Origin of the sequence: Alkalicoccus halolimnae (genome assembly GCF_008014775.2) — a bacterium.
GTDB lineage: Bacteria > Bacillota > Bacilli > Bacillales > Salisediminibacteriaceae > Alkalicoccus > Alkalicoccus halolimnae.
The window spans coordinates 2,722,971-2,742,991 of record NZ_CP144914.1; the positions used below are offsets into that span (position 1 = coordinate 2,722,971).

A 20,021-nucleotide genomic window follows, 5' to 3' on the forward strand; every position below is an offset into this window, starting at 1 on the left:
GAAAAAAACAGGCTTTTTTTGACGTGCTATTCTCTCGTACCTTCTATCCAGAGCTCACGTAATTCATTTGATACGATCGGCGTATAGTTGAATATCCATTGAGCAATCGATGAACTGTGCAGCAGCTGCTGGACAAATTCAACCTGAATAAGGGCAGCCAGATGAAGAAGAATTGCCATGATAACCAGGCCTTCAATAAATCCAAGCGCGGCACCAAGCCAGCTGTTGAACACGTTAAGGATAGGCAGGTTGCCGATGAAATCCAGCATGGAGCCGATAATCTGGGTAATGATTTTGACCACGATAAAAATAAGGACAAAAGCAATTCCATTATAATAGACCATTTCGCCTCCGAGCGCGTCATTAAGAAGCGGCCACGGGGATTCTTCCGGGAGCTGTAAAAATGGCACCCAGAGACGGATTAATTCTGCAAACGCTTCGTAGTAAAGCCAGGCTGCCATAAAAGAAATAATAAGACCGACAATATGTACTGCCTGGAGAACAAAACCGCGGCGAAAGCCCGTCATCAAACTAACTATAAGCATTAAAATTAAAAATAAACTCAGTATCATCGTCATTCCTCTTTCTGGTTTTTTTCCTCCTGCACTTTTTTCTGCAGTGTGAGATAGTCATTGCTGATATTAAGAGCGGCAAGTACAGCAAGCTGGGAAGAAGAAAGGTACGGATTTCGTGATTTTATTTCACGGATATTTTTATCGACCAGCTCTGCAGCCTCATGAACGTGACGTTCGCTGTCTTCGCCGACGACTGTATACGTATTTTTAGCTATTGTAACCACTGTGCGGATTTTTCTTCCTTCCCGGCTCACTGCAGTCCCCCCTGTCTTCAGTAGAAATACTATATGTAATCATAACATGCGGGGGTCAGGAATAAAATATATTTGCTGTGAACCCGGGACCGCTTTCACCCCGTGATCCGCCGGACTCTTTCTGGTACAATCAAGCAGTACATATTTATCGACAGGAGGAACTTATGAGCCAGCAGGTAATTAAAGCAGGACCGCAGCAGTTGGAAAAGATCAAAAACTACTATAAAAAAGGCGCCGTAAGCAAGCTGCCGCCGGGCGCTGTATTTGCGGCAAAAACCGACGGCTGCCACATAACGGCTTATAAATCAGGGAAAGTTTTATTCCAGGGAGCTGCCAGTTACCAGGAAGCTTCCCGCTGGGGCGGCACGGGCTCCGGGTCAGGTAAAGGAAAATCGAAGACTTCCGTGGATCAGCATAAATATGCTCCACCGAAAGACATCAGCCAGTCGCAGCTGATCGGCAGCGATGAAACAGGAACAGGCGATTACTTCGGCCCGATGACCGTCGTCGCAGCCCATTTATCCACCGCCCAGCTGCTCGAAGCAGAATCACTCGGTCTCCGGGACTCAAAAACGATTACCGACCCTGATATTAAACGAATTGCCCCGAAGCTGTTAAAACTCTGCACGTACAGTTTAACGGTGCTGCGCAACGAAAAATATAATAAACTCCAGGCGGAAGGAATGAATCAGGGGCAGATGAAAGCGATGCTTCATCATGAAGCAATTAAGAATGTCATCGGGAAACTTCGTGATCAGGGAGATGCTTTTGACGGGGTATTAATCGATCAGTTCGTCAAACCGGAAAGCTATTTTGCCTACCTCGCCAAGAGCGGTAAAAAATGGCCGTCCGAGATTCCTATTTACTTTGCTACGAAAGCAGAAAGTCTGCACCCTTCTGTAGCCGCCGGCTCCATTCTCGCCCGCTACGCCTTTCTTCAGGAAATGGATAAGTTAAGTGCATCCCTTGGCGTTCCTATTCCAAAAGGTGCCGGTCCGCGAGTCGATGAAGCGGCCGGGGAAATTTACCGCAGCCACGGCAGAGAAGCCCTTTACCGTTCCGTAAAATGGCACTTCTCCAACACGCAGCGGGCTGCGAAGTAGAAGTGATTAAAGTTTTTAAAGGCAGACCTACGTGATTTTCGGTTAAGCCGAAGAGGATCTGAGTGAGCAGAAATCTGTTCACTCAACCCCTATTCGGGCTCTCCTACTCAGGTCAGCCACTTATCGTGTACTGTTCCTAAAAAGTATCTATTTATTTAGTCGAATCAATTTTAAAATATAAAATCATTAGCGTAAAGTACGAATGAGGTATAGGATCTCCGCTGCAGACTGACCGGGAGATGGATATCTCCACCAAAGTCCATATAGGAAATCAGCGGAGGCAGGCCCCGCGCCTCAGTGGAAACGAAAGCGTACGCTTATCGCTTCTATACTCTATTTTCAAGGTATATAAATTGAACTTACTATTTATATAGAAAAATAAATGACCGTGAGAGCGGTTTTCTTCATCGAAAAAAAGAAAGGTGTTATCATTTTTGACGGCAGACTGTTCTTACAGGAAGAACAGAAAAGCAGAACAGGCCGCTGGAGTGGACGTGGGGCGGCTCCAGGGCGAATAAGGCCGAGTCGAAGATCCATCCCGCACGACCGCAGGGAGGACGGGATTAGCTGAGACCGGCCCGCCCGGAAAGCGTCCCCATGGAAACGAAAGCGGCCGGTTACAGAAGCGGAAACGAATTATGAAGTTCATCTTATAAAGATCAAAAATATGCTGAACGGCAAAAGGCCTTCATGACAGTATCCGTCACGAAGGCCTTTTTTGCACTATGCCGTTTGTTCTTTATAAACAGGATTTTTCGAACAGCCGCTGGATTATCAGCTACGCCCGAAGAACAGCCCCTGTTTTTTCTTCCAGTGCATCGAGCACCTTTTGATGAACTACGGCTACTTCTTCTTCTGTCAGTGTTTTTTCAGGATCCAGGTAGCGAAGAGAAAAAGCCAGTGACTTCTTGCCCGGAAGCACGTTTTCTCCTTCATACAGATCAAACAGCTTCGTACGTACGAGAAGTCTTCCTCCGGTTTCCTTAATAACTTCCTCCAGCTTCGAAGCACTCACTTCCTGATCGACAACGAGCGCAATGTCACGGTCAACAGCCGGATAGCGCGGAATAGGCTGATAGCGTACTACCTCTTCCTTCCTGTCAAGAAGCGGCATGAGGTTCAGTTCGAAAACAAACGTTTTCGGCAGAGACCACTGCTTTGCTGTATGCGGATGCAGCTGTCCGATATAACCAATGGTTTCCCCTTGAATAATAACCGCAGCAGTTCTTCCCGGATGAAGTCCCGGTTTTTCTGCCTTAACAAACGCAGCTTCGACATTCAGCTCGGCAAGCAGACCTTCCACTACTCCTTTAGCTACGAAAAAGTCGGAAGCTTTTTTCTCACCCTGCCAGGCATGCTCTTCCCAGAGACCCATAAAAACGCCGGCAGCATGCGTTTTTTCCTGCGGCTGAACCGTTACTTCCTGTTCTTCCGTATGAAAGACAGAACCGATTTCATAAAGGGAAACGTTATAGAGGCTTCGGTTTTTATTATGGCTCAGCGCATCAAGAAGATGGGGAAGCAGCGTCGTACGTAAGCTGCTGCGGTCCTCACTCATCGGAAGCGACACATCCACCCTCCGGGAACCTTCTTCAGAGAAAGCTGCTTCTTTTTCTTTTGTCGTCAGAGAATAGCTGACTGCTTCGTGAAGACCAGCGGACTCGAGAAAACGGCGGATTTTTCGTTTTTTCTTCTGTTCTTCGGAAAGTCCCCCCTGTGTAGACGGAGTATTCGGCAGCGTAACCGGAATATTCGCATACCCATAAAGGCGGGCGACTTCTTCAACGATGTCCGCTTCAATTTTAATGTCCTGGCGGCGTGTCGGAACTTTCACCGTAAACGTTCCGTCCTTTTCTTTTGCAGAAAACTGCAGCCTGTTAAAAATGGCCGTAACATCTTCTGTGGAAAGAGACGTGCCGAGGGAGCGGTTGATCCGGTCTAAAGAAATGTCTATTTCTTTTTCACTGCGATCCAGCTCATCGTATGCGACTGTATAAGAAAGTACTTCTCCTCCTGCCAGCTGCTGAATTAAGGAAGCTGCTCTTTTCCCGGCTTCTTCTACGCCATTTGGATCGACGCCTTTCTCAAAACGTATACTGGAATCGCTGCGGATACCAAGTTCACGCTGGGCCTGACGGACGACAGCCGGATCAAAATAGGCGGCTTCAAGGAGAAGATTGACACTGTTTTCTTCCACTTCCGATGTTCCTCCGCCCATCACCCCTGCGAGAGCGACCGGCTCCTGACCGTTCGTAATGACGAGGTGGCTGTTTGACAACGTTCGTTCTGCTCCGTCCAGCGTCACCATTTTCTCGCCGTCTGCCGCTCGTCTAACTCGTACTTCCTTAGAACCGAATCGATCATAGTCGAATGAGTGAAGCGGCTGTCCGTATTCAAGCAGCACATAGTTTGTAATATCGACGACGTTATTAAGAGGCCTGATCCCGGAAGCCATCAGTGCTGTCTGCAGCCATAGAGGCGACTCTCCGATGTTGACGCCGCGGATCACGGTAGCACCATAGTAAGGATTAACATCTGCAGCATCTACGTTTACTTCGATATAATCAGTGGCTTTTTCCTTTACCGGTACGACGGCCGGTTCCGGAGCGTGCACTTCCCGGCCAAGAACGGCTGCAATTTCGTAAGCAGCTCCGAGCACGCTCAGACAATCCGAACGATTCGGCGTGAGATCGAGTTCCAGCACGGTATCCAGAAGTCCAAGCGGTTCTTTTGCGTCCATTCCAGGAACCATTTCTTCCGGAAAAACAAAGATGCCTTCGCTGTATTTTTTAGGTACGACTTTCCCTTCGAAACCTAGTTCCTGAAGGGAGCAGATCATCCCTTCCGATGTCTGTCCGCGCAGTTTTGCCTGCTTAATTTTCATGCCGCCCGGCAGTCTTCCTCCGACTCGTGCTACTGCCACAAACTGGCCTTCAGTAACATTTTTAGCGCCGCAGACGATCTGAACAGGCTTGTCTTCTCCAACATCGACGTGACAGATCTTAAGTTTATCGGCGTCAGGGTGTGGAACACATTCCAGCACTTTCCCGACAGTGAGCATTTCAACATCTTCCCCGAGATGTTTTACCGCATCCACTTCCACTCCGTGAAGCGTCAGTTTTTCTGCGACTTCCTCCGGGCTTAAATCTGCTATATCTACATATTCATTCAGCCATTGATAAGAAATTAACAAAACTAGGTCCTCCTTTTTCTAATTACGTTCTGCTGTTAAAGTATGGATTCGATAATTATTCGCGGGCAAACTGCTCAAGAAAACGGGTATCATTCGTATAAAAATGACGAATATCGTCTATCCCGTATTTCAGCATCGCAAATCGTTCCACACCCATTCCGAACGCAAAGCCCGAGTATTTCTCCGGATCAAATCCGCCCATCTCCAATACATTCGGGTGTACCATTCCTGCACCAAGAACTTCAATCCAGCCCGACCCTTTACACGTGCGGCAGCCTCTGCCTCCACACATAGCACAGGAAATATCCAGTTCGGCAGACGGTTCGGTGAATGGAAAGAAGCTTGGACGAAGACGGATGTCCCGGTCTTCCCCAAAATAGCTTTTCACGAATGCTTCAAAAATACCTTTCAAGTCGCTCATACGGATTCCCTCATCCACGACCAGACCTTCAATCTGCATAAATTGATGGGAATGAGTCGCGTCGTCCTCATCACGCCGGTAAACTTTTCCGGGGCAGACGATTTTCACCGGCCCGCGCCCTTCGTGTTTTTCCATCGTACGAGTCTGCACCGGTGACGTCTGCGTGCGAAGAAGCAGATCCGGGGTAATAAAGAATGTATCCTGCATATCCCGCGCCGGGTGATGCTTCGGCAGATTCAATGATTCAAAATTATAGTAGTCGGTTTCCACTTCCGGTCCTTCCGCTACCTGAAAGCCCATGCCGATAAAGACATCTTCAATCCGCTCCACAACGGACGTGAGCGGGTGACGGCTGCCTTTTGATACCGGTCTTCCGGGAAGGGAAACATCGATGCTTTCCTGCTTCAGCTGTTCCAGTACCTGCGCTTCTTCCAGAGTTTTTTCTTTTTCTTCGATCAGTGCCTGCACAGATTCACGGACTTCGTTTGCTTTCTGTCCGACAACCGGCCGTTCTTCTGTGGAAAGCCTGCCCATGCTCTTCATTACTTCTGTAATCGGTCCTTTTTTTCCAAGATAGGCTACGCGCACCTCCTGCAGTTCCTTGAGCGTTTCCGCCTGGGCTGTTCTCGTTACTGCTTCGTCATGTAATTCCTGCAATCGCTCCAACATGCTTTTCTGCCTCCTTTATTCATCAAAAAAAGCCTTTCTTCCCTGTACAAAAGGGACGAAAAGCTTCGCGGTACCACCCTTATTAACGGGAAAATATCCCGTTCACTTCATTGGTTGTAAAGGATAACGGACCTTTTCCCGGGTATAGCTGCGTTTCAGTAGCTCATACCGGCTCCAGAGTGAATTCAGCGCATCTTTTAAGCTGTGCTTACAGTCCGGGACACAGCCTCCCTGATAAAAGATAATACCGCCTACTATGTTCTTTCTTCGCCTTTGTATTCATATGCAGATATTATATAAGGTTTCCCCTGGTATTTCAAATTATTTTTCAGACTACCTTAAAAATAGGTTCTGTTAAAGCTCCGTGTTGTTTTCGGAGTGCCTGCGGCTCCTCCGCCTGCCACGGAGAAAGCCTTCAGCTCTCCTTCCCTGTCGTACGGGAGGACCTTCCCGCTTTGTTTCCGCAGGCGTCTCTGCCCTGGCACTGGTTTCTACCTTGGTATCTTCTTGATTCAACGAGCAGGCTTGCTGTATTGGAAATTACAACGAAGCGGAGTTTTCTGTATTTATCAACATCAGGCTTTGCAGGCCAGCTTTTACTTTAATGGCCGCTCAGATGGTATACGAGAATTCCGGCTGCCACTCCGACATTGAGTGATTCTGACTTTCCATGCAGCGGAATGTAAAGATTTTGATCGGTTTTTGCAAGCAGATCCGGGTCAACGCCGCTGCCTTCGTTTCCCATAAGAAGAGCGAACGATTCCTGAGGTTCTATAGCAGAATACGTGCTGCCGTTCAAGCTCGTACCAAACACCGGTATTCCGCTTTCATGGCAGTATTGTAAAGCATCTTCAAGATCCATGCTCTGTATCGGAATATGAAACAGCGCTCCCTGAGTGGCACGGATCACTTTTGGATTAAAGGGATCGGCACAGCCTTCTCCTAAAATAACACCTGTCATCCCCGCTGCTTCAGAAGTCCGGAACAGACTTCCAAGGTTTCCCGGATCCTGGACGCGGTCAAGAAGAAGGTATTTGCCAGAGTCGAAAACGATGTTTTTCAGCTGCGGCTTTACACAGACAGCTATCATTCCCTGAGGGGTTTCTGTTTCCGCAAGATCTGCAAGCACCTGCTCGGTTACCTCGACTACCTCAATCCCGCTCACCGTCCACTCCCTTGGGATCCCTCTGCCTTCAGAACAGATAATCTGCTTGACGGTAAGAGAAGCTTTTAAAGCTTCTTCTATTAAATGTTCTCCTTCGATAAGGAACAATCCTGAGCGGTCCCGCTCCTTTTTTTTCTGGAGCTTTTTCCAGGCTTTAATACGCGGATTTTGACTTGATGAAATAACTTCCATTCGGCATTCTCCTTTTTCGTAACCACGGTCAGTCCCGCCGGAAATTCCCCATAACCTGCATGCTCTGGCTGATACTTACAAAGGCCGACGGGTCAATATCTTTCATAATCTGGCGGATCACTTCCAGTTCGTAGCGTGTAATTACAGTATACAACACTTTTTTCTCTTCGCGGGAATAAGCTCCCTGTCCGTCGATAATTGTTACGCCGCGGACGAGATTATCCAAAAATGCCTGCCGTACTTCTTCCCCTTTGCTCGTTACCACCATCAGGTTCAGCTTCACGTGACGGGTATGAATACGGTCAATGACAATTCCAGTAATATAAATGGAAAGCATCGTATAAAGTGCCAGTTCCCAACCGAAGAAAAAGCCGGAAAAGAGGACAACGATGGAGTTAAGTCCAAAGATCAACCCGCCGAGCGGAACGTCCCATTTTTTAATAAGGAGAATCCCGACAACGTCAAAACCTCCTGTAGAACTGTAAAAACGGATGATCAGTCCGATACCGATACCCGTCAGTATACCGCCCCATACAGAAGAAAGCAGGGCATCCTCCGTTACCATTACGATAGGAATATAAAGCATCGAAACAGAAGTAACGGCTACTGAAATAATACTGTTTATAATAAATTCCTTTCCCAGCTTCATCCATCCGATAATAATAACCGGAATGTTCAGGACGATAATCCATATTCCTGTGTTCAAGGGAGTTAATAAACCGAAAATCATCGCAATACCGGTCACTCCGCCTGTCAGTACTTCATGAGGAAGCAGAAAGACGTTAAAAGCGAAACCGAGCAGTATTGATGAAAGAACGATTATAGTTAATTTCACGAAATAGTTCACAAAGAAACCCCATTTCCTTCACTTAGTTAAACAGCTCTATGCATTATAGGCAAGTAGAAGCGGGTTCGTCAATAGCCCCGGTGTGAAGGTGGTCAGAGATTCCTGAACCATAGAGCGATAAGTTCTATAACATTCAGCAATAAGCTTGATTCTTACTTGAAAGAAGGGAATGCATCTCCTGCTCTACATCCATGTAAGTTACACAAACTCCCTCGGTAAGATAGGTTTATCTATGATTTATGAAAATAATGTAGATAATCGATGAACGGGCGCTTACGTTCCCATGGGGGGCGCAGGGCGGGCCTCTGCTAATTCCGTCCTTCCTTCCGTCGGGCGGAGTGGAGCTCGTTCTTTATCGCCCTCGAGCCGCCCCCGGCCCCTGCAGCTTACGGTAAAAATAAGCGGCTCCCCGCATCAAGCCCGCGAAAAATCAGCTTCAAATAAGTCCGGAGAAAGTGGCTGACTGCAGCGGAGACCGTTTACTTTATTCGATTTTTACAGGATTGACTTCTATAATGAAATTCCTTTGATCAGGATTTATTAAGCGTGTTAATAACATTTCTATTCTCATCGATAAACCGGACATTTATATTATCCATTTGGTGTTCGTTTTCAGAATCAACAAGGACCCAGGCTCGATTGTTTTTATCAAGCTCCAGTATCATTGCTTCCTTATCGTTAACGAGGACTTTTTCTGTCGTGAAAACATAGTCATCCGGTATCCACCCTTTAATAAGATTTGAGGTGCCCGATGGACCATTTGATTTTTCCCCAATGGAGAATGAGTCTGTCTTCCATCCGAAAAATCCTTTCTCAAAATGAGAGTATGCAAAAAGATCCCCCTCCCGGAAAAGTATAACAGCATCATCGTCATTAATGCGGACTGCTTTATCTGTAATATCTTTTCTTTCAATGTTTTCACGAACGAGTATTTCATCAAAAGCTTCTTCTACAGAGGCATAGCTTATATTTTTTGTTTCAATGATTGCGAAAGAAATGTACGACATTATCAATATAAGGAACAAAGTTAGAATAAGTTTATTATTAAGTTGAATTTTTTGCTGCCTCATTGATTCAAACCACCTTCTTTTCTGAAAGCTACCTTAAAAATAGGCTCTTTTAAAGCTCCGTGTTGTTATTGGATTGCCTGCAGCTCTTTTTTCTTCGCCTGCCGCGGAGAAAGCACGCAGCTTCCCTTGCGTCCGGGAGGATCTTCCCGCTTTCTTTTTCCGCAGGCGTCTTGAAAAATCGCCTTGGCACTGGCTTTTACCCTGGTACCTTCTTGATTCGACCAGCGGGCTTTCTGTATTAGAAAATTAAAACGAAGCGGAGTTTTCTGTATTTATCAACAACAGCTTTACCAGAGCCTTGCGAAAAAAAGATTTCGCAAAAGTGGATCTTCAGACCGTTCAATTCTCCGGGAGTCGCCACCTTTCCCTGCGATCAATTTTAAAATGCGAATTTCAGATACCAAAAAACAAATAGCGTTCGAATATTTTCTTAATAAATGCAATTATGAAATTGATGCAAATATACTCTGAAAAACTAAGTGTATTACCTTTTTCTATAATTAGTATTTATTTTCCTTCATCAAGAAGGAGGCTCTTTTTTATATGTATTAATCGGAGTTGCTCGAGTCTGCTTTAAAGTGCTGAGGTACTGCTGTCTTTACTGGAGCCTGTATAAAAATTGGCTCAGGAATTTAGAATCGGAGCTTTCCTCCTCCCCTGGAAAACTGAACTAATAGTCAAGGGCGGCATGACATCATCTGTCATACCGCCCTTAGAAATCGTTATCGCTTATATATGATCCTTATTCCTGTAAAAATCCATGGGCAGGACCTGAAAATGATCAGTCAAACGTAATACGGTTTACTGTGTCACGGTCCATTTTTTTAATGACTTCTACAATAAGCTGAACGGCACTTTCGAAATCATCACGGTGAAGCATAGCCGCATGAGTATGAATGTAACGAGTCGCAATCGTAATGGACAAGGCCGGTACTCCGTTCGCGGTCAGGTGAATAGACCCGGAATCCGTGCCTCCGCCCGGCATCGCATCAAACTGATAAGGAATACTGTGTTCGTCTGCTGTATCCGTCACAAAATCACGCAGGCCTTTGTGAGAGACCATGGAGGCGTCGTACATAACAATCTGCGGACCATCACCCATTTTAGCAAGTGCATCTTTTTCGGTTACTCCCGGCGTATCGCCTGCAATGCCTACATCCACACCAAAACCGATATCCGGCTGAATATGATGGGCTGAAGTCCGTGCTCCGCGCAGTCCGACTTCCTCCTGTACTGTTCCTACGCCATATACCGTGTTGGGATGACTTTCATCTTTAAGACGGCGCAGGACTTCAATGGCAATAGCACAGCCGATCCTATTGTCCCACGCTTTCGCCATCAGATACTTTTCATTTTTCATTACCGTAAAGTCACATACCGGAACGACAGAATCTCCCGGGCGAACTCCGAATTCCGCTGCTTCTTCTTTACTGGAAGCGCCGATGTCAATAAACATCTCTTTTTTGTCGACCGCTTTTTTACGTGCCTCCGGGGCAAGAATATGCGGAGGTTTTGATCCGACAACTCCCGGAACATTTCCGTTTTTCGTCATTACAGTTACACGCTGGGCAAGCATCACCTGCTCCCACCAGCCGCCGACGCACTGAAACTTCAAAAATCCGCGGTCGTCTATATTTGTTACCATAAACCCGATTTCATCGAGGTGTCCGGCGACCATGATTTTTGGACCGTCTTCTGCTGTGCCCTGCTTTTTCGCAATGAGACTGCCAAGATGATCTGTCTGCACGTCGTCTGCAAATGGTGTGATGTAACGTTTCATGACTTCCCGGGGTTCTCTTTCGTTTCCTGGAATACCGTTTGCATCAGTCAATTCTTTGAGCATTTTCAGCATATCTTCCATCTGTATACTCCTCCTGTAAACGTTTTATTATGTACCATTGTCAGTATACCTGTTTTTTATTTTGTTCTCAATTCTTTCGGAAATCGAAATTAATAATTATTATCCTGACGAGAATAATTTTCTTTGTTTTTTTCTTCATAGGCTGCGAGTACATCCTCCCACGTATATCCGAGCAGTCCGGCAAGGTCGACATAGCCTTGAAAAAGGACGCTGTAGCTTTCCAGGGAAGGCTCCATTCTCAGCAGTGCCACGTACCCGTTAATTTCAAGAAAGGCCTCTGTTTTTTCCTGTTCCGGGGCCTCTTCGGTTTCTATTTCAACTGTTCCCGTTTCCGGAACGAATTCCAGAGTGTTTCCGAGTGACAGCAGAAAGTGCAGTCCGTCTACATATTCTTCCAGAATAACAGGTGATGCAGAAGCTTCTTTGCTGCTCCAGAATTTAAAACTGCGTACTTCGTTGGCCAGCTCTCCTGTTTCAACAACAAAAGCTAGCAGCTTATCCTGAAATACTTCTTTTCCCGTGACCCCGCGCTTTTTTTCAATATAACTGTCCAGCTGCTGCTGCTTTTCAAACAATTCCCGCAGATTCATTTATTCTCCCCCATTTTGATTACTTTTTGACAGAATGAAACTTTCCGACTGCTCTATCGTAACATAAAAGAGAGTTTTCTTTACGGAGGGATTCGTATCATTGTACGATGGAACTATCCTAAAAACCGGATGTCCTAAAGAAGGAGAGATTACTATGTTTACGGTATTATTATTCCGCCTGTTCCTTCTCATAGCTGTAAGTATTATTATTTACAGCCTCATAAAATATTTTACCGATCCGCGGCGCCGTCTCGAGAGAGCCCAGCGCAGCGAAGACTTTTATATTCTTGATGATACGGATAACGTCCGCAAAAATATTTTCCTGACTGTCCGCGGAGCGATGTTCGAAGGAGAAAAATTTCTCGGAACGACGGACCAGTCCGTGGAAGTCACGACTATCATTCTCTCTACTGATGATCAGGACAGACTGCGCGGCATGACAAGCCGGGACTTTCATGCGATTGAAAAGGAACTGATTGTCCGCTATCCAAAGGCCGATATAGAATGGCGTCAGCCTATTGCTGATATAAAGAAAAAACTGGAACAGCAGAGAAAATAAAAAAAGAGGTATTTACGGATTAATTCCTGTAAATACCTCTTTTTTTGGTTCTCAGGCCTGTTTTTCTAGGGGTGTCCCTTCTTCCTTTTCACGTCTGCCGATATAAACAAACAGCAGCCCCAGCAGGGCAATAATAATAAGCGCATATCCCCATGAAAGTTCCATAAGTATATGGCCAAAGCCGGTAAACATTATGGAAGGAAGTATAATACCAGCTGTCGAAAAGTACATATAATTTCTGAAGTTCTGGGTCATTTCGATCAGATAAAGAGAGAGAAGATGAAAATGAACAAACGGCATCATGCGCAGGATCATAACCTGAACGAGAGTCATTTCACGATCCTGGAAAACCTTTCTTTTCATCTTCGCCACTCTCTGCTGAAACCCGGGAAAACGGTTTACAATCCAGTAAAACACCGCACTCATAAGTGTGAGGCCGATTATGGAATACACTGTTCCGGCCCAGAATCCAAAGAAATAACCTCCTGCCATGCAGACAAGGACCACCGGAAGAAACAGGAGCGGCCTTAAAAGATGTAGAAGAATAAACAGGATAGGAGCGAGCCAACCTGTATACTCAATAGCATTAAAAACAGCGTTCTGGATAGATTCCATATGTTTCTCCCTTCTGGCTGCCTAAATTAACACGAGTCCTGCAAGCAGCTGCAGTACCGAAAACAAAGGGAGGCAAATCTGGAATTTGCGTACTCTTGTTTTATGGCGGATTGTACGCGAGACGGCAAACATGGCCGGGGCAGCACCGATGAAAGCCCAGAGAAGCAGCGTTTTTTCTGCAATACGCCGCTTTCTTTTCACGGCACGCTGTTTATCCAACCAAAAAATAATACTTCCGATAACATTTACAGCCAGCCAGATAAATACCATTTCTGCCGCCTCCTTCGCATGAAAAAAGGGCGCCTTCGAATGAAAAACCATTCAAAAGCTGCCCTCATGAAACGTTGATGATTACTTAAGGTTCTCTTTTGCTTTAGAAGCAAGATCAGCGAACGCTTTTTCATCATGAATAGCGATATCAGCAAGCATCTTACGATTCATGTCGATTCCTGCTGTTTTCAGACCGTGCATAAGACGGTTATAAGAAAGACCGTTCGTACGTGCAGCCGCGTTAATACGTGTAATCCAGAGCTTGCGGAAATCACGTTTTTTCTGACGGCGGTCACGATAAGCATACAGGTGGGACTTCATAACCTGGTCTTTTGCTGTACGGAACAGGCGGTGTTTAGAACCTGTATAACCCTTTGCTAATTTTAATACTCTTTTACGACGCCGACGTGCTGTATAGCCGCCTTTTACTCGTGCCATCGTAATCCCTCCTCAAATGTTTTATTTATAATATCCGTTTATTGTTTATTGAACCATGTCGTTGATGCGCTTCTGATCGCCTTTAGCTACAAGAGAAGATTTACGAAGCTTTCGCTTCTGCTTCTGGGATTTGTTCGCTGCGAGGTGGCTTGTGAAGCCGTGGCCGCGCTTAAGCTTGCCTGTACCAGTTCTCTTGAAACGTTTTGATGCACCACTGTGCGTCTTCATCTTTGGCATGTTGAACATCCTTCCTGTACAAAATTATGGTTGTTGTCGTTGCAGGTGAATAAAATGGATGGTTAGTCCGGTCTATTTTTCGTTGTCGGCGTTCGGCGCTAAAATAAGGAACATGCTGCGCCCTTCCATTTTAGGCTTAGACTCGATATTGGAAACATCTTCACACTCTTTCGCAAGACGCATAAGTACGTCACGTCCAAGCTCAGAGTGAGTAATCGCACGTCCGCGGAAACGGATCGCTGCTTTTACTTTGTCCCCTTTTGTGAGGAATTTACGTGCATTTCGAAGCTTTGTGTTGAAGTCATGCTCCTCAATGTTCGGGCTGAGTCGAACTTCTTTAAGGTTGATGATCTTCTGCTTCTTGCGGGCTTCTTTTTCTTTCTTCTGCTGTTCAAAACGGTACTTCCCGTAATCCATGATGCGGCATACGGGCGGCTTCGCGTTAGGTGCAACCATAACAAGGTCAAGCTCTGCGCTGCGGGCCATTTCCAGCGCTTCCTGCTTAGATTTTACACCGATCTGGTCGCCGTCTGCGCCGATCAATCGGACTTCGCGAGCACGAATGTTTTCGTTAACGAACATATCCTTACTAATATTGAGCCACCTCCATGATTATTTCGGAGCAAAGCAAGATTTTCCACTATTGGTGTGTTTTATAAACCAATAAAAAAAGCGTGGGAGAAAAATCCGCCCACACTTCTGTAATCGTTGCCGAATAAGATAACCTGTACGCTGCCTGGCGAATCAGGTGAGAAGCGGGCGCTTCTTCTTGCTTTGATTTCCGTATAATGTTCACCAATATAATATACCAAATCCACCTGCCTGTGTCAAAGGTTTTCTTGAACTTCTATTATAATGACTGCCTTGAAAATAAAACATGTTCAGAAATGGATTACCCCTTTCTCCCGTCAGCAGGGAAGGCTGCTCCTCAAAGATTAAAACATTCCCAATTATATGTTAATATTGGGAAAACTCTCCAATGAGGTTCAGATAGGGTGATGGCTTTATGAGGAAAGGGGAAAAAATTATAGATATTGGAGGTTTAATTGTTGTTACCTCCCTGTCTTTCACTTGGATCAGCACTCCTTATGAGAATATATCCGGTTTCAGTTCGGAAGGAATGTTTCTACTGGCAGCGATTGCTTATCCGGTGCTGAACTCTTATTATTTAATAAATAGTGTTAACAAATTCTGGGGTTTTCTCTCTGTTGGTGGAGGGGCCGTGTTTGTTTTAATTGTTTTAATCAGAACTATTTCAGAACCCGGGACAAGTCCTGCGTCCGGTCTGCTTATTGCTGCTTCCGGCCTAGCCATTATTGCCTGGGGTATTATAAAAGATAACGAGGCGCATGATACCCTTTCTTCAGAATGACTGCCTCTGCCGGCTCCCATCTGAAGCCGGCCGGAAAAGAGCCGGTCTTTATCTAATCATACGATAAAGACCGGCTCTTTCTATATTATGCTTTTGCTTCCACTGCCTGTTTGATGTGATCTACGAATTCCTCCAGGCTCATTTCTTCTGTTTCCTGCCTGCCATACCGGCGTACGTTAACCCCTTCCGCTTCAATCTCTCTATCACCGAGAACGAGAAGATAAGGAATCTTTTTCATCTGGGCTTCACGGATTTTGTATCCGAGTTTCTCCTCACGCACGTCGACATCAACGCGGATTCCTTCTGCACGAAGGCGGTCTTCCACTTTTCGTACATAATCCATATGAACGTCGCTGACCGGAATGGCTTTCACCTGAACCGGAGCAAGCCATGTCGGAAATGCACCTTTGTATTCTTCAATTAGAAAAGCAATGAAGCGTTCCATTGTCGAAACGACTCCGCGGTGAATAACGACAGGACGGTGATCTTTGCCGTCTTCTCCTGTATACGTCAGATCGAAACGGTTCGGCAGGTGGAAATCCAGCTGGACGGTGGAGAGCGTCTCGTCTTTTCCGAGAGCCGTTTTCACCTGTACGTCAAGCTTCGGACCGTAGAAAGCTGCTTCTCCGTCTGCTTCGATATAATCCACGCCCATTTCATCTACCGCTTCTTTCAGCATATCCTGAGCTTTAATCCACATTTCATCGTTATCTACATACTTTTCTTTATTTTCCTTATCCCGGTAGGACACCCGGAAGTAGTAATCATCGATTCCGAAATCTTTATAGACAGCTTGAATCAGTTCTACTACTCGGATAAATTCCTGCTTCAGCTGATCCGGACGGCAGAAAATATGCGCATCATTCAGCGTCATCGCCCGCACACGCTGCAGTCCGGCAAGTGCACCGGACATTTCGTGGCGGTGCATCGTACCGAGTTCGGCAATCCGCAGCGGCAGGTTCCGGTAGCTGTGCTTTTCATTTTTATACACCATCATATGATGTGGACAGTTCATCGGGCGGAGCACGAGATCTTCATTGTCCATTTCCATAACCGGGAACATATCATCCTGATAGTGGTCCCAGTGACCGGAAGTTTTATAGAGATCCACACTTCCGAGCACAGGCGTATAGACGTGGTCATACCCGAGCCGTTCTTCAATATCGACAATGTAACGCTCCACGATCCGGCGGATAGTTGCACCGTTTGGCAGCCAGAGCGGCAGACCCTGACCAACCTTCTGGCTGAGAGCAAAAATACCAAGTTCCTTGCCCAGCTTTCGGTGGTCGCGCTCTTTTCTCTCTTCAAGCAGGTGCAGATGATCTTCCAGCTCCTGCTGTTTAGGGAAGGCCGTTCCGTAAATCCGCTGCAGCATTTTGTTACTGCTGTCTCCACGCCAGTATGCCCCGTTAATGGACATAAGTTTGAATTTTTTTAACTTGCTTGTCTGCGGAACGTGGACCCCGCGGCAAAGATCGAAAAATTCTCCCTGCTCGTAGATCGTGATTTTTTCTCCTTCAGGGATTTCTTCAAGCAGCTCCAGCTTCAGATCATCACCGATCTCTTTATATTTCTCGATCGCTTCTTCCCGTGAAAGCTCCACGCGCTTTACTTCCAGATTTTCATCAATAATCTTTTTCATCTCTTTTTCGATCTTGGGGAGGTCTTCACTTGTAAGAGTCTCTTCCATATCGATGTCATAATAAAAGCCTTCTTCAATAGCCGGGCCGACACCAAGTTTCACATTTGTATAGAGGCGTTTCACGGCCTGCGCCATCAGGTGGGAAGTGCTGTGGCGGAGAATATGCAGGCCGTCCTCCGAATTGTAAGTAATGATTTCGATATCGCCGTCTTTTTCAATTGGAGCACGGAGGTCCACATGCTCTCCGTTCCATTTTCCTGCAAGGGCATTTTTTTTCAAACCCGGGGAAATGGACTGGGCAATCTCCTCCGTTGTAATACCGGACTCAAATTCTTTTTTTGCTCCGTCCGGAAAAGTTAACGTAATCTGGGACATAGTTATTTCCTCCTCATGCTGATTTTGAAGCCTGCTCATAAACGAGCGGACGTTTAATGAATTTCAATGTAAAAAAGGATGAAAAACTGCCGGGATAGAGAAGGCGCTGGAAATCTGCTCATTTTCTGCATAAAAAAACACCCGTCCCCTGTATACTAGGGACGAGTGTGTCACCGTGGTTCCACCCTGATTCCGGGCATAGGCCCGCTTCATTGATCCGTTAACGGGGGAACCGTCGCTTCTTACTCCTCGTTCAAAAGCGAAGCTTGGAGGCGGTAAATGAACGGCGGTGCATAGGAAGCTTGCAGCAGATTACTTCCCTCTCTGGTATGCCCGTCCCGGATCATTCGTGTCCTCGTCAAAGCCTGTGTTTATTCTGAGTCATATTATATCCCTGTCGTGAGGAAAAATCAAGACAGTTTAGTTCTGCATGATAAAGTCTTTTTCCACTTTTTCGCCTTCCTGGAAGACATGCAGATGATTATACTTCGTATCGCGCTGAATCGGCGTTTTTCCGGCTTCGCGGATCAGTCGAAGAATAAGGTTTGTGTCGACTTTATACGTAGCTCCCGCTGCGGAAACAACATTTTCTTCAATCATCGTACTGCCGAAATCGTTACAGCCGTAGGATAAAGAAGTTTTACCGACTTCAGGCCCCATCGTTACCCAGGAAGACTGGAAGTTCGGAATATTATCGAGGAAAATACGGGAAATGGCCAGGTTTTTTAGGTACTCCCGAGGTGTTACTTTTTCCCCTTTCATATTCGTGTTTTCCGGCTGGAATGTCCACGAAATAAATGCAAGGAAGCAGTCGGAATCATCCTGAGCATCGCGTACGCGCTGCAGATGGAGAGCCCGCTCTTCGTAGGATTCGCCGAAGCCGATAACCATCGTAGCCGTGCCGTGAAGACCGGCGCGCTTAACTGCTTTCATACAGTCTATCCACTCTTCCCATGTTCCTTTCAGACGGCTGATCTTTCTGCGGGTGCGGTTATCGAGTATCTCCGCTCCACCGCCGGGAACAGAATCCAGTCCGGCTTCTTTCAGCTCCTTCAGCACCTCGTCAATGGAAAGTCCGGAAACTTCACACATTTTATAAAGTTCTGCAGGTGAAAAAGCGTGCATCGTAATATCGAAGCGTTTTTTAATCTCACGGAGGAGATTTGTGTAATAGCTGAAAGGGAGGTTCGGATTCGTTCCGCCCTGCATGAGAATTTCTGTACCGTTCACGTCTTTTGTTTCCTGTATCTTTTCAAAGATCTGCTCATCTTCCAGTGTATAGCCGTCTTTTGAGTTTGGCGGGCGGTAAAAGGCACAGAAGCGGCAGTATGTATCGCAGAAGCTCGTATAGTTCACGTTTCTGCCGATAACAAAGGTTGTCTCTGCCTCGGGATGCCACTTAAGCATCTTTTCATTTGCTACCTCACCCATCTTTTCTACTTCGTCACTTTCATATAAGCGGATTGCATCTTCTGTCGTCAGTCTTTCTCCGTCTCTGGCTCGCGCAAGAATATCATCAATACTCATATTCGTATCCCCCATTCACCAATTCTGTCAATCTCTTTCCTTATCGTATCACAAATGCCCATTTCAGCAAAAAGAAACCGTTTATACCCCGGCTGGAATTCTTCGGTCACCCCTGGCGCTTGTTATCTCCCAGCATCGGAAGCGGCGTGTTCAAATAGCGGATGCGCTCCATAATCCTTTTCGCCTTCAGCTTATCGATTTTTTCCGTACCGCCCCGCTGCGTCGAGGCCATGTGCATTTCCAGTTCCTCCAGGTCAAAGTTCGACGTAAAGACTGTCGGAAGTCTTTCCATCATCCGGAACTGCAGCAGGGCACCAAGAACTTCATCCCGGACCCACGGAGTCATCGTTTCCGCGCCGATGTCGTCAAGAATTAATACCGGAGCCCTCTTTACGTTATCTAGTTTATCCTGGTAGGACCCGTCGGCGATACCGGATTTAAGTTCTCTTAAAAAGTCAGGCGTGTACACGAGCATCGTCTCGACTTCCTGGTCTGCCAGTTCGTTTGCGATCGCGCTGACGAGAAAGGTTTTACCTACACCGAACGGGCCGTGAATATATAATCCCTTACCGTCCTCCCCGGGTGTAGCAGCCGAGCAGAACTCCAGTGCTTTCGCAAAAGCCTGCACGCGGGTAGGATGGTCCTCACGAAAATCATCGAACGTGACTGACAGCATCTCTTTAGGCAGGTATAAGCTTTTCATAAACGAGGCATGGCGTTTCCTTTCATCATCTTTTCGTTTAAGCGGACACGAATGATACGAAAGGTGAATCTGCCTGCGGTGTATTTCCAGCTGCGGCTGGTAGCCCTGCATTAAATTTGGACAGGCCTCCAGTCCTGGGCAGTTGTCGCAGTTATGCCACTGTTCTTTATATTGATACAATTCGTTTAAGCCGTTCTCCACTTGTTCCGCGCCGATTTCTTCATGGTTGTTCAGAAATTCTTTCACACGAGGATCGGCGATAATTTCTTTACGCATCTCGTGGAAACGTTCTTCCATACGCCCGCCTCCGAAGCGTTTAAATGCCCGCTCAATCGGATCCATT

At 46.3% G+C, this 20,021-nt stretch carries 20 protein-coding genes and 2 other annotated features; of the genes, 3 read left to right on the plus strand and 17 right to left on the minus strand.

Features of this window, described 5'->3' with window-relative positions; all coding sequences use genetic code 11:
* Positions 1–26 precede the first annotated feature (26 nt).
* Both FTX54_RS12595 and FTX54_RS12600 read right to left on the minus strand, forming a co-directional pair.
* Positions 27–572: a CvpA family protein gene (locus FTX54_RS12595; protein WP_246125599.1), complete on the minus strand. Its 546-nt coding sequence runs from the start codon at positions 570–572 to the stop codon at positions 27–29.
* Positions 573–574: 2 nt separating this feature from the next.
* On the minus strand, positions 575–829 hold the full coding sequence (locus FTX54_RS12600) for a cell division protein ZapA (RefSeq protein WP_147803441.1): 255 nt from the start codon (positions 827–829) through the stop codon (positions 575–577).
* A 164-nt stretch (positions 830–993) separates the two neighbouring features.
* Between FTX54_RS12600 and rnhC the strand changes: the two genes are divergently transcribed.
* Positions 994–1,932, plus strand: a complete 939-nt coding sequence (gene rnhC, locus FTX54_RS12605; protein WP_147803440.1) for a ribonuclease HIII — start codon at positions 994–996, stop codon at positions 1,930–1,932.
* A gap of 778 nt (positions 1,933–2,710) precedes the next feature.
* Here rnhC and pheT read toward each other — a convergent pair.
* The 7 genes from pheT to FTX54_RS12640 form a co-directional block, all read right to left on the minus strand.
* A complete protein-coding gene (gene pheT, locus FTX54_RS12610) occupies positions 2,711–5,125 on the minus strand; it encodes a phenylalanine--tRNA ligase subunit beta (RefSeq protein WP_147803439.1) in 2,415 nt (804 codons plus the stop codon).
* Positions 5,126–5,180: 55 nt separating this feature from the next.
* A complete protein-coding gene (gene pheS, locus FTX54_RS12615; protein WP_147803438.1) occupies positions 5,181–6,215 on the minus strand; it encodes a phenylalanine--tRNA ligase subunit alpha in 1,035 nt (344 codons plus the stop codon).
* Between the two features lie 48 nt (positions 6,216–6,263).
* Positions 6,264–6,492, minus strand: a binding site (T-box leader).
* A 324-nt stretch (positions 6,493–6,816) separates the two neighbouring features.
* The gene (locus tag FTX54_RS12620; RefSeq protein WP_147803437.1) at positions 6,817–7,572 is read right to left on the minus strand and encodes a TrmH family RNA methyltransferase; all 756 of its coding nucleotides are present in this window, start codon (positions 7,570–7,572) and stop codon (positions 6,817–6,819) included.
* 28 nt (positions 7,573–7,600) lie between these two features.
* Positions 7,601–8,419, minus strand: coding sequence for a YitT family protein (locus tag FTX54_RS12625; protein ID WP_147803436.1), 819 nt, complete (start codon positions 8,417–8,419; stop codon positions 7,601–7,603).
* Between the two features lie 530 nt (positions 8,420–8,949).
* Positions 8,950–9,489, minus strand: coding sequence for a hypothetical protein (locus tag FTX54_RS12630; RefSeq protein ID WP_147803435.1), 540 nt, complete (start codon positions 9,487–9,489; stop codon positions 8,950–8,952).
* 781 nt (positions 9,490–10,270) lie between these two features.
* Positions 10,271–11,350, minus strand: coding sequence for a M42 family metallopeptidase (locus FTX54_RS12635; protein WP_147803434.1), 1,080 nt, complete (start codon positions 11,348–11,350; stop codon positions 10,271–10,273).
* An 89-nt stretch (positions 11,351–11,439) separates the two neighbouring features.
* Entirely contained in the window at positions 11,440–11,940 is a 501-nt protein-coding gene (locus FTX54_RS12640) for a dUTP diphosphatase (protein WP_147803433.1), read from the minus strand.
* Positions 11,941–12,094: 154 nt separating this feature from the next.
* Here FTX54_RS12640 and FTX54_RS12645 point away from each other — a divergent pair, with 154 nt between their 5' ends.
* Positions 12,095–12,499, plus strand: coding sequence for a sigma-w pathway protein ysdB (locus FTX54_RS12645; RefSeq protein WP_147803432.1), 405 nt, complete (start codon positions 12,095–12,097; stop codon positions 12,497–12,499).
* A gap of 51 nt (positions 12,500–12,550) precedes the next feature.
* Here FTX54_RS12645 and FTX54_RS12650 read toward each other — a convergent pair whose 3' ends face one another.
* The 5 genes from FTX54_RS12650 to infC all read right to left on the minus strand — a co-directional run bounded on the left by FTX54_RS12650 (position 12,551) and on the right by infC (position 14,641).
* Positions 12,551–13,114, minus strand: coding sequence for a TVP38/TMEM64 family protein (locus FTX54_RS12650; protein WP_147803431.1), 564 nt, complete (start codon positions 13,112–13,114; stop codon positions 12,551–12,553).
* Positions 13,115–13,135: 21 nt separating this feature from the next.
* On the minus strand, positions 13,136–13,384 hold the full coding sequence (locus FTX54_RS12655; RefSeq protein ID WP_187254508.1) for a DUF1294 domain-containing protein: 249 nt from the start codon (positions 13,382–13,384) through the stop codon (positions 13,136–13,138).
* An 81-nt stretch (positions 13,385–13,465) separates the two neighbouring features.
* Positions 13,466–13,822: a 50S ribosomal protein L20 gene (rplT, locus tag FTX54_RS12660; RefSeq protein WP_147803429.1), complete on the minus strand. Its 357-nt coding sequence runs from the start codon at positions 13,820–13,822 to the stop codon at positions 13,466–13,468.
* Positions 13,823–13,867: 45 nt separating this feature from the next.
* Positions 13,868–14,059, minus strand: coding sequence for a 50S ribosomal protein L35 (gene rpmI, locus FTX54_RS12665; RefSeq protein ID WP_107583803.1), 192 nt, complete (start codon positions 14,057–14,059; stop codon positions 13,868–13,870).
* 72 nt (positions 14,060–14,131) lie between these two features.
* Positions 14,132–14,641: a translation initiation factor IF-3 gene (gene infC, locus FTX54_RS12670; protein WP_147803428.1), complete on the minus strand. Its 510-nt coding sequence runs from the start codon at positions 14,639–14,641 to the stop codon at positions 14,132–14,134.
* 78 nt (positions 14,642–14,719) lie between these two features.
* Positions 14,720–14,836 (minus strand) — a sequence feature (ribosomal protein L20 leader region).
* 229 nt (positions 14,837–15,065) lie between these two features.
* Here infC and FTX54_RS12675 point away from each other — a divergent pair.
* The gene (locus FTX54_RS12675; RefSeq protein ID WP_147803427.1) at positions 15,066–15,431 is read left to right on the plus strand and encodes a hypothetical protein; all 366 of its coding nucleotides are present in this window, start codon (positions 15,066–15,068) and stop codon (positions 15,429–15,431) included.
* 85 nt (positions 15,432–15,516) lie between these two features.
* Here FTX54_RS12675 and thrS read toward each other — a convergent pair whose 3' ends face one another.
* From thrS to dnaI, 3 genes are all read right to left on the minus strand, one after another.
* The gene (thrS, locus tag FTX54_RS12680) at positions 15,517–17,448 is read right to left on the minus strand and encodes a threonine--tRNA ligase (RefSeq protein WP_147803426.1); all 1,932 of its coding nucleotides are present in this window, start codon (positions 17,446–17,448) and stop codon (positions 15,517–15,519) included.
* 420 nt (positions 17,449–17,868) lie between these two features.
* Entirely contained in the window at positions 17,869–18,975 is a 1,107-nt protein-coding gene (mqnC, locus tag FTX54_RS12685) for a cyclic dehypoxanthinyl futalosine synthase (protein ID WP_147803425.1), read from the minus strand.
* A 106-nt stretch (positions 18,976–19,081) separates the two neighbouring features.
* On the minus strand, positions 19,082–20,020 hold the full coding sequence (gene dnaI / locus FTX54_RS12690; RefSeq protein ID WP_147803424.1) for a primosomal protein DnaI: 939 nt from the start codon (positions 20,018–20,020) through the stop codon (positions 19,082–19,084).
* Position 20,021 lies beyond the last annotated feature (1 nt).

What these genes read in the sequence shown, in the direction of transcription:
- FTX54_RS12595 (WP_246125599.1), bottom strand. Translation starts at nt 572, where the DNA reads ATGATACTGAGTTTATTTTTAATTTTAATGCTTATAGTTAGTTTGATG.
- rnhC (WP_147803440.1), top strand. Translation starts at nt 994, where the DNA reads ATGAGCCAGCAGGTAATTAAAGCAGGACCGCAGCAGTTGGAAAAGATC.
- pheS (WP_147803438.1), bottom strand. Translation starts at nt 6,215, where the DNA reads ATGTTGGAGCGATTGCAGGAATTACATGACGAAGCAGTAACGAGAACA.
- FTX54_RS12620 (WP_147803437.1), bottom strand. Translation starts at nt 7,572, where the DNA reads ATGGAAGTTATTTCATCAAGTCAAAATCCGCGTATTAAAGCCTGGAAA.
- FTX54_RS12630 (WP_147803435.1), bottom strand. Translation starts at nt 9,489, where the DNA reads ATGAGGCAGCAAAAAATTCAACTTAATAATAAACTTATTCTAACTTTG.
- FTX54_RS12635 (WP_147803434.1), bottom strand. Translation starts at nt 11,350, where the DNA reads ATGGAAGATATGCTGAAAATGCTCAAAGAATTGACTGATGCAAACGGT.
- FTX54_RS12640 (WP_147803433.1), bottom strand. Translation starts at nt 11,940, where the DNA reads ATGAATCTGCGGGAATTGTTTGAAAAGCAGCAGCAGCTGGACAGTTAT.
- FTX54_RS12645 (WP_147803432.1), top strand. Translation starts at nt 12,095, where the DNA reads ATGTTTACGGTATTATTATTCCGCCTGTTCCTTCTCATAGCTGTAAGT.
- FTX54_RS12650 (WP_147803431.1), bottom strand. Translation starts at nt 13,114, where the DNA reads ATGGAATCTATCCAGAACGCTGTTTTTAATGCTATTGAGTATACAGGT.
- FTX54_RS12655 (WP_187254508.1), bottom strand. Translation starts at nt 13,384, where the DNA reads ATGGTATTTATCTGGCTGGCTGTAAATGTTATCGGAAGTATTATTTTT.
- rplT (WP_147803429.1), bottom strand. Translation starts at nt 13,822, where the DNA reads ATGGCACGAGTAAAAGGCGGCTATACAGCACGTCGGCGTCGTAAAAGA.
- rpmI (WP_107583803.1), bottom strand. Translation starts at nt 14,059, where the DNA reads ATGCCAAAGATGAAGACGCACAGTGGTGCATCAAAACGTTTCAAGAGA.
- infC (WP_147803428.1), bottom strand. Translation starts at nt 14,641, where the DNA reads ATGTTCGTTAACGAAAACATTCGTGCTCGCGAAGTCCGATTGATCGGC.
- FTX54_RS12675 (WP_147803427.1), top strand. Translation starts at nt 15,066, where the DNA reads ATGAGGAAAGGGGAAAAAATTATAGATATTGGAGGTTTAATTGTTGTT.
- thrS (WP_147803426.1), bottom strand. Translation starts at nt 17,448, where the DNA reads ATGTCCCAGATTACGTTAACTTTTCCGGACGGAGCAAAAAAAGAATTT.
- mqnC (WP_147803425.1), bottom strand. Translation starts at nt 18,975, where the DNA reads ATGAGTATTGATGATATTCTTGCGCGAGCCAGAGACGGAGAAAGACTG.
- dnaI (WP_147803424.1), bottom strand. Translation starts at nt 20,020, where the DNA reads ATGGATCCGATTGAGCGGGCATTTAAACGCTTCGGAGGCGGGCGTATG.